Source organism: Protofrankia sp. CiP1_Cm_nod3 (assembly GCF_982290655.1).
The window spans coordinates 11,266-18,741 of the sequence record NZ_CEVIVD010000080.1; the positions used below are offsets into that span (position 1 = coordinate 11,266).

Below are 7,476 nucleotides of genomic sequence, written 5' to 3' on the forward strand. Positions count from 1 at the left end.
ACCGCCGCCGCGCCGCCGCGCCTCGACGGCGAGATGAGAGCCGCGCTGCGGCACGCCGCCGACGATCCGGCGGGCATCAGCGACGCCGACGCCCTCGTCCTGTTCGGCGCGGCCGGCCCCGCGCTCGAAGCGCTCTGCCGGCTCGCGGACGACCTGCGGCGCGATGCTGTCGGTGACGACGTCACCTACGTCGTCAACCGGAACATCAACTTCACGAACGTCTGCTACACCGGCTGCCGGTTCTGCGCGTTCGCGCAGCGGCGGGGTGACGCCGACGCCTACACGCTCTCCCAGCAGGAGGTCGGCACCCGGGCCGAGGCGGCGTGGGCGGCCGGCGCCACCGAGATATGCATGCAGGGCGGCATCCACCCGGACCTGCCCGGGACCGCCTATTTCGACCTGGCCCGCGAGATCAAGAACCGGGTCCCCGGCATACACCTGCACGCCTACTCCCCGATGGAGGTCGTCAACGGCGTCACCCGGACCGGCCTGTCCATCCGGGACTGGCTGACCGCGGCCCGCGAGGCCGGTGTCGACTCGGTCCCGGGGACGGCCGCCGAGATCCTCGACGACGACGTGCGCTGGGTGCTCACCAAGGGCAAGCTGCCGGCCTCGGCCTGGGTGGAGATCATCACGACCGCGCACCAGGTGGGCCTGCGGTCGTCCGCCACGATGATGTACGGGCATGTGGACACCCCGGCGCACTGGGTGGCCCACCTGCGGCTGCTGCGCCGCATCCAGGAGTCCACCGGCGGGTTCACCGAGTTCGTGGCACTGCCGTTCGTCCACCACAGCTCGCCGATCTACCTGGCCGGGGTGGCCCGGCCCGGCCCCACCGTGCAGGAGAACCGGGCGGTACACGCGATGGCCAGGCTGCTCCTGCACGGCGCGATCGACAACATCCAGTGCTCCTGGGTGAAGCTCGGGCCGGACGGCTGCGAGCAGGTCCTGCGCGGCGGGGTCAACGACGTCGGCGGCACCCTCATGGAGGAGACCATCAGCCGGATGGCCGGCTCCCAGCACGGGTCGGCCCGTTCCGTCGCGGAGCTGGAGGCGCTGGCCCGCGCCGCCGGACGGCCGGCGCGGCAGCGGACGACGACCTACGGGCCGGTCCCGGCGGAGCGGCTGGCCGCGGCCCGTCAGGACGTCGGCGCAGGCACGCGGAGTGATGGCCGCCCCGACGCGCGCATCCCCGCCAGAGGGGCCGGCGCGGCCGTGGATCTTCCTCCCGGCGGCGCCGGGGCCGTGCGCAGGGCCCTGCCGATCGTCTCCTGACCGGGCCTGAAGTCCTGACTTTCGTCCGGTGGCACCTCGGCCGGTGGTTCCGCTGGACAATACTTCCGCCGGGCTCTCACTGGATCACTTGCACTGGATCACGACCGGTGGAGGTGCCGTCGCGTGACGGGCAGGTTCTGCCCGCCCGTCAGCCGGTCCCGCCTGTCAGCCGCTCCTGCTCGCCCGTCAGGATGGGCGGTGGACGGATGTCCGACGGCGTCCCGATGGCGTCCCGACGGCGTCCCGTCGACGTCCCGACGGTGCCCGGTCATCAGGTTGATCGCGGCTGTGTCAGCGGCCGGTGCGGCTCCGACAACTGTCGATGTCCGTTTGTCGATGTTCGTTGCTACTGTCCGGACGGATATCCGCGAAAGTGGAAGTCCGGCAGATAGGAGGAGATGTCACAAGAAGGACAGTCGATGTCGGCTTTATCTGATTTCGGAGGGTAAGATGACCCGGTCAGGGCTCTCGGGGACTTCTCGCATATCGCTCAGTGCGCTGGACGGGGACCCTCTGTAACAGCGTCCTGCTACCGTGAGCTATTGTTTGATCGCTGGTTGTAGAGGATGTTGCGCTGGTGGGGTTGACGCGGCGGTCTTCGGCGCGTGTAATTACCGGCGTGTCATTTCCCCCGCCGGTGGGGAAGGTGCGGTAAAGCGCCTGCCCAGCCGGTGTGGACACCAGTCACCTGCGCGCCGGCGCCCGGGGGGTGGCCGACCGCACCGCGACGGGTCTGGAGGAGTCCACATGGAACGCACCGACGCGGGCGTCCACATCGTCCTCGCCGAAACACACCGGTCACGTGCCGGGCTGCCCGCGCAGCCCACGGCCACCGAGTGGGCCGGGCGGCCGGATCCCGGCCGCCGCGAGGGCCGGGAGCTGACCACCGCCGAGTTCGATGTCGATTTTGATATTGACTTTCATGATGATGGTAATGACGGCAAAGAAGAAGATGAATTCACTGAATCGATATCGGTAAGGTCATCTGCCGGCCGGTCGCGGGCCGGTGACGCGGTGACCGGTGATGCGGTGACCGGTGACGCAACCACCGGTGACGCGCGGGCCGGCGGTGCCGTGGCCGGTGAGTCACGCGGCGCGAGCCTGACCAATGTCGTCACTCTCGGTCTTGACGACATCTTTGCGGACTCACCGGAGTGGCAGGAGCGCGCGCTGTGCGCCCAGACCGATCCGGAGGCGTTCTTCCCGGAGAAGGGCGGGTCGACCCGCGAGGCCAAGCGCATCTGCTCGGGATGCGAGGTCCGCAGCGAGTGCCTGGAATACGCGCTCGAAAAGGACGAACGGTTCGGTATCTGGGGTGGGATGTCCGAGCGGGAGCGGCGCCGGCTACGCCGGCAGGCGGTCTAGACCACCTCCGATGGATCCTCGTCCGCATCTGATGGATCTTCGATCGTGCGGGCGGTGCCTGACATCCGTCGGACCAGGCCGGGCCGCCGAAGCTGGGACGATCATGTTTTCGGCCCGCCCACCGGATCCATGGTCCGCGTATCGATCCGGGATGTCCGGGCCCCGCGGGGAAGCCGGTAGCCCGGCATCGGTCGCGTGACAGCCACCGGCCCGTCCCCGCCGCACGCCGGGCGTCCGGTCACCGGCACCGGCACCGGCAACCCGGGCCGTGCCACCAGCGGGCCCGCCGGCGGGCAGGCCGCAGGCGAGCACGGCACGGCCGAAGTCGTCGCGATCGTGGTGGCCGCCGGCCGCGACCGGGGCGGGGCCGGCCGAGAACTTTCCGATCATGTCTCGCCGGGCGTCGCGGCGGGGACGGGCCTGGCACAGACGCTGCGTGCGCTCGGCCAGCAGACCCGCCGGCCCGACCAGGTCGTCGTGGTGGACGTCGGCGGCGGGCCCACGGCCCGCCGGGCGCGGATCCCGGACGGCCCGCATGTGTCGGTCCGCACCATGCCGCCGGGCACCGGCTACGGGGCGGCCGTGGCCGCGGCACTGCCGAGCCGGACGGACCAGGCAGGCCAGGCAGGCCAGGCCACCGGCACACCGGACTTCCTCTGGCTGTTGTGCCACGACTCGGCACCGGCTCCGGACACGTTGGAGCGGCTGCTGACCTACGCGGCGCTGGATCCCAGCGCCGCCGTGCTCGGCCCGAAGGTGCTCGACTGGGCCGACCCGACACTGATCGTCGAAGCCGGAGCCACCGTGGACGGCGCCGGGCGCCGGGTGACCGGCATCGCCCCCGGCGAGATCGACGCCGGCCAGCACGACGCCGTCCGGGACGTTCTGGCGGTCGCGGCCGTGGGCGCGCTCGTGCGCGGGCCGGCGTGGCGGCGGCTCGGCGGGTTCGACCCGCGGCTACGCGCCGTCGCCGGCCTCGACTTCTGCTGGCGGTCCTGGCGCGCGGGGATGCGGGTGGTCGTCGTCCCGCCCGCGGTGATCCACGTCGCCCGTCCCGGCGGCCACCGCGCCCCGGTCCGCGGGCGGCGGCTCCGCGAACGTGCCGCCAACCACCGCGAACAGGACAGCCCCGGCGAGCGGGACGCCCCCAGCGGGCGGGATGGCCCCAGCGGGCGGGGCGGCCCCAGCGAGTGGGATGGCCCCAGCGGGCGGGATGGCTACCGCGACCTGCGGCGGGAGGAGCTGCGGGTCCGGATGGCCAACATCTCGGCCGGCCCGCTGGTACCGGCATGGCTTGGGCTCGTGCCGTCGGCGCTGGGGCGTGGCGCCGCGCTGGCCGCCGGCGGCCGGCTTCGCCAGGGCCTGGACGAGGTCGCCGCGGCCGTTGCGGTGATGGGCCATCCCGGCTGGCTGTGGCGGGCGCGCCGGAGCCGGGCGGCGTCCGCGCGGGTACCCGGTCGGACGTTACGCCCGCTGCTCGCGTCCCGGGGCGGGCCGCTGGGCGCGGTCCGGACGTTCCTGCGCGCACTTTCGCTCGTCCCGCGTTCTTCTGCCCGCCGTCGTGGCCGTGACGGCCCGCCGGCCTGGGCGGGGCGGCCGGCTCTGGCGCTCGCCGGGGCGCTGGCCGTCGTGAGCCTGATAGCGGCCCGTTTCATGCTCGGGCCGGGATGGGGGCCGGGGACGGCCGCCTGCCGGCTGCCCGGCACGGACGTGTCGCTGCCGTTACCCGACGGTGCCCGGGATCTGTGGTCGGTCGTCCTGTCCGGGTGGCCTGGTGGTGCCGCCGGAGCGGCGTCCGCCGGTCCCGCGGTGTCCGGGCCGACGGACGCCGGGCTGTGGCTGCTGCCGCTGGCCGTTCTCGCGACCGTGCTGGGTGGCAGGCCGTGGCTGGCGGCCGATGTCGTCCTGCTGGGCGGACCGGCGCTGGCCGCTCTTGCCGCCTACGCCGCCTGCGGCCACCTGGGTCGTGCCGCCGGTGTTCCTGCCCGTACCGTTCCTGTCGGCACCGTCCCCGCCCGTAGCGCTTCTGCCCGTACCGCCTCCGGCGGCGCCGTTGCCGGTACCGCTGTCCCCACCACCGCTGTCCCCACCACCGCTGTCTTCCGCGGTGGTGCCGCTGAAGTGGTCTCCGGCCGTGGGGCTTCCGGTACCGGCGGGCCGCGCACGCCACGCACGCCGGTCCGGGTCGTAGCCGCGGCCGGCTACGCGCTGTCCCCGCCGATGATCTGGGCGGTTGCCGCGGCCCGGGTCGACGTGCTGTTCGCGCTCGTGCTGCTCCCCGGCGTGCTCACCGCCGCGGCCGCGTTGGTGGCGCAGCCGGGCACCGGCCGCGCCACCTGGCCTGCGGCCCGCCGGCTCGCGATCCGGCTGCTCGCCGTGGTCGCCTGCGCGCCGGCGCTGCTGCTGTCCGCCATCGCCGGGCTTACCGGCGCGGTCGTGCTGCTGCGCCGGCCGCGCCTGCCGCACCGACTGGCGCAGGTACTCGCCGTGACCGTCGCCGCCAGCCTGCCGTGGTGGCCGTGGCGTGACCTGCTACCCGGGTGGCGGTGGCTCACCGGCGTGGCCGTCGACGTCCCGGACACCCTGCCCGGGGTGGGCGCGGGCGGGCGGGAGGCCACCGGCGCCATGGCCGACGCGCTGTCGGGCTGGCTGGGGCCGGCCATGTCGCCCGCCGGGCCGGCCGGCGGGCATGTTGTCGGCCTCGCGGCCGTACTGGTGCCGGCCGCGCTCGCCGGCGCGGTCGGGGCCGTGCGGGCAGAGACCCGCGGGCCGGTGCTCGCGGCATGGGGCGTGGTCGTCGTCGGCCTGGCCGGCGCGGCCGTCGAGAGCTGCCTGGGGGTTGCCGGGCGCACCGGGGAGCCCGCCGCCGCGCAGCTCGCCGTCGCCGTCGCCGGCATGCTGGCGGCTTGCGCACTCTCAGTGACAGGAGTGCGGGGGATGCTCCGCCGTCACCCGCCCGGCTGGCGGCACGTCACGGCGCTGTCCCTCGGCGGGGCGGTCGCGGCCGGCCCGTTCACCGGCGCGTTCATGGTCGCCGAGGCCGGCCAGGTGGCGGCCGGCGCCGCGGTCCGCGCGGGCGGGATGGCGGCTTCCACGCTCGCGGCGGCGCGGCTGTCCGGGCCGGACGCCCGCGTGCTGGTACTGCGCCAGCCGGCGCGGGACGCGCCGGTCGGCTACACACTGACGGACGCCCGCGGCCCGCGCCTGGACACCACCTTCGGCGCGATGTCCGCCGCTGACGGCGCGGCGGTCGGGGTGGTCGTCGCGGATCTTGTCGCCGGGCGTGCGACAGCCGCCGGCGGGCTTACGGCGCTGGCCGTGGGCGCTGTCGTCGTCCCCGCCGCGGGCGCGGCTGCGCCGCTGGTCGCCACGTTGGACGCCGTGCCGGGGCTGGTCCGGGAACAGGTGGCGGACGACGCCGTGGTGTGGCGCCGTCTGCCGGCCGGCCCGCCGGGCCCGTCCGGTGCGGTGGCGGCCGGGCCCGGCGCGGCGCCGCCCCGGCGGGCCACGGACGCGGCAACGGGCTCCCCACGGTGACCGGGACGCAGGGGGCCCGCCCGGACCAGCCCGGCTGCCCGGACCAGCCCGGCCGCCCGGACCAGCCCGGCCGTCCTGAGTGGTCCGGCCGCCCGCAGCGGCCGGTTCAGGTGAAGCGGCCGGTCCGGGCGGAGCGACATACTCGAAGGGAGCTTCCCGGCCATCTGGCCCGGGCCGTGCGGACGGCGGCTGCCGGCGCGCCGCGTCCCGAGGACCGTGGCGAGCCGATCCGGGTCATGCTGGCAGTGCTGGGGAACCGGTGCCGGCGTGCTGGGCGGCGACAGCCGGTCCGGGAGGTGCGGGCCGCGAGCTGGGCCGGGCGCGCGCGCCCGGCGGCGGTGATCGCGGTTGCCGTCATGTCCGCCCTGTCCAGCGTGCTGGCCCTGGCCGTCCTCGGCCGGCCCACGGCGGGCAGCCGGCCCGAGACGGTCCTGCCCACAGCCGGCCCACGGGTACCGGTGGCGTCCGCGATGCTGCTGTGCCCGGATCTCGACCCGCCGGCAGGCGCCCCGGTGACGGTGGACGTCGTGACCGCCGGCGGCGTGGTGGGTGGGAGGCCGGGCGCGGACGGGCGGATCTGGCTGTCCACCGGTGGCGCGGTGCGTGACGTCCCGACCGGTCCGGCCCGGGCGCGGGGCGTACTGGTCCAGACGAACGGTGGTGTGCCACTGGCCGTGCACGCCAGCGGCCCGGCGGCGGCCGGGCTGAGCGCCACGGTGACCGTCCCGGGCGCGCCCGGCCGGGCACCGTCCCGGGCACGCTGCGATCCGCCGAGGAGCGAGTTCTGGTTCGTCGGCCCGGGTACCGGTACCGGCCGTGACCCGGTGATCGTCCTTACCAACCCCGAGACAGCGCCCGCGCGTGTGGAGATCACGTCGTTCGGGCCAGCCGGCCGTGAGGAGGCGGGCGCCGCCACGCGGGCCACCGGTCCCGGCGCGGGTGACGGTGCGGCCACCGCTGGTGCGCTCGGCGATGGTGCAGCCAGTGACGGCGTGGCCAGTGACGGCATGGCCAGTGACGGCATGGCCAGCGACGGCGTTCGGGTACCGCCCATGGCACGGGTGATCCGCCGGCTGACCGACTGGGTACCCGACGCGGAAGCCACGGCGGTGCGGATCCGGGTACGGGACGGGCGGCTGGCCGCCGCCATGCTGGACCGCGCGGGCGCCCCGTTCACCCGGGAGCAGGTCGTCGTGCCCCCGGCCGCCGGCGCCCCGGCCGCCGGCACTGAGACCAGGACCGCCAGCTCAGGGGCGGCTGGTGCCGGGGGAGCGGACTCCGAGGCCGGGGCTGCCGGCT

4 protein-coding genes are annotated in these 7,476 nt (G+C 75.3%); all 4 read left to right on the top strand.

Going from position 1 to position 7,476, the window contains the following annotated elements; all coding sequences use genetic code 11:
- Window positions 1–1,275: 5-amino-6-(D-ribitylamino)uracil--L-tyrosine 4-hydroxyphenyl transferase CofH (cofH, locus tag AC5LUJ_RS15610; protein ID WP_493465170.1), on the top strand; the 1,275-nt coding region annotated here is incomplete at its 5' end.
- A gap of 1,101 nt (window positions 1,276–2,376) precedes the next feature.
- The gene (locus tag AC5LUJ_RS15615; protein WP_250286478.1) at window positions 2,377–2,640 is read left to right on the top strand and encodes a WhiB family transcriptional regulator; all 264 of its coding nucleotides are present in this window, start codon (window positions 2,377–2,379) and stop codon (window positions 2,638–2,640) included.
- A 195-nt stretch (window positions 2,641–2,835) separates the two neighbouring features.
- Window positions 2,836–6,177 carry a glycosyltransferase gene (locus AC5LUJ_RS15620; protein WP_493465171.1) on the top strand — a complete coding sequence of 1,114 codons (3,342 nt, stop codon included), beginning with the start codon at window positions 2,836–2,838 and terminating at the stop codon, window positions 6,175–6,177.
- Window positions 6,178–6,533: 356 nt separating this feature from the next.
- Window positions 6,534–7,476 (top strand): DUF5719 family protein (locus tag AC5LUJ_RS15625; protein WP_250284958.1); only part of this gene is annotated, 943 nt, incomplete at its 3' end.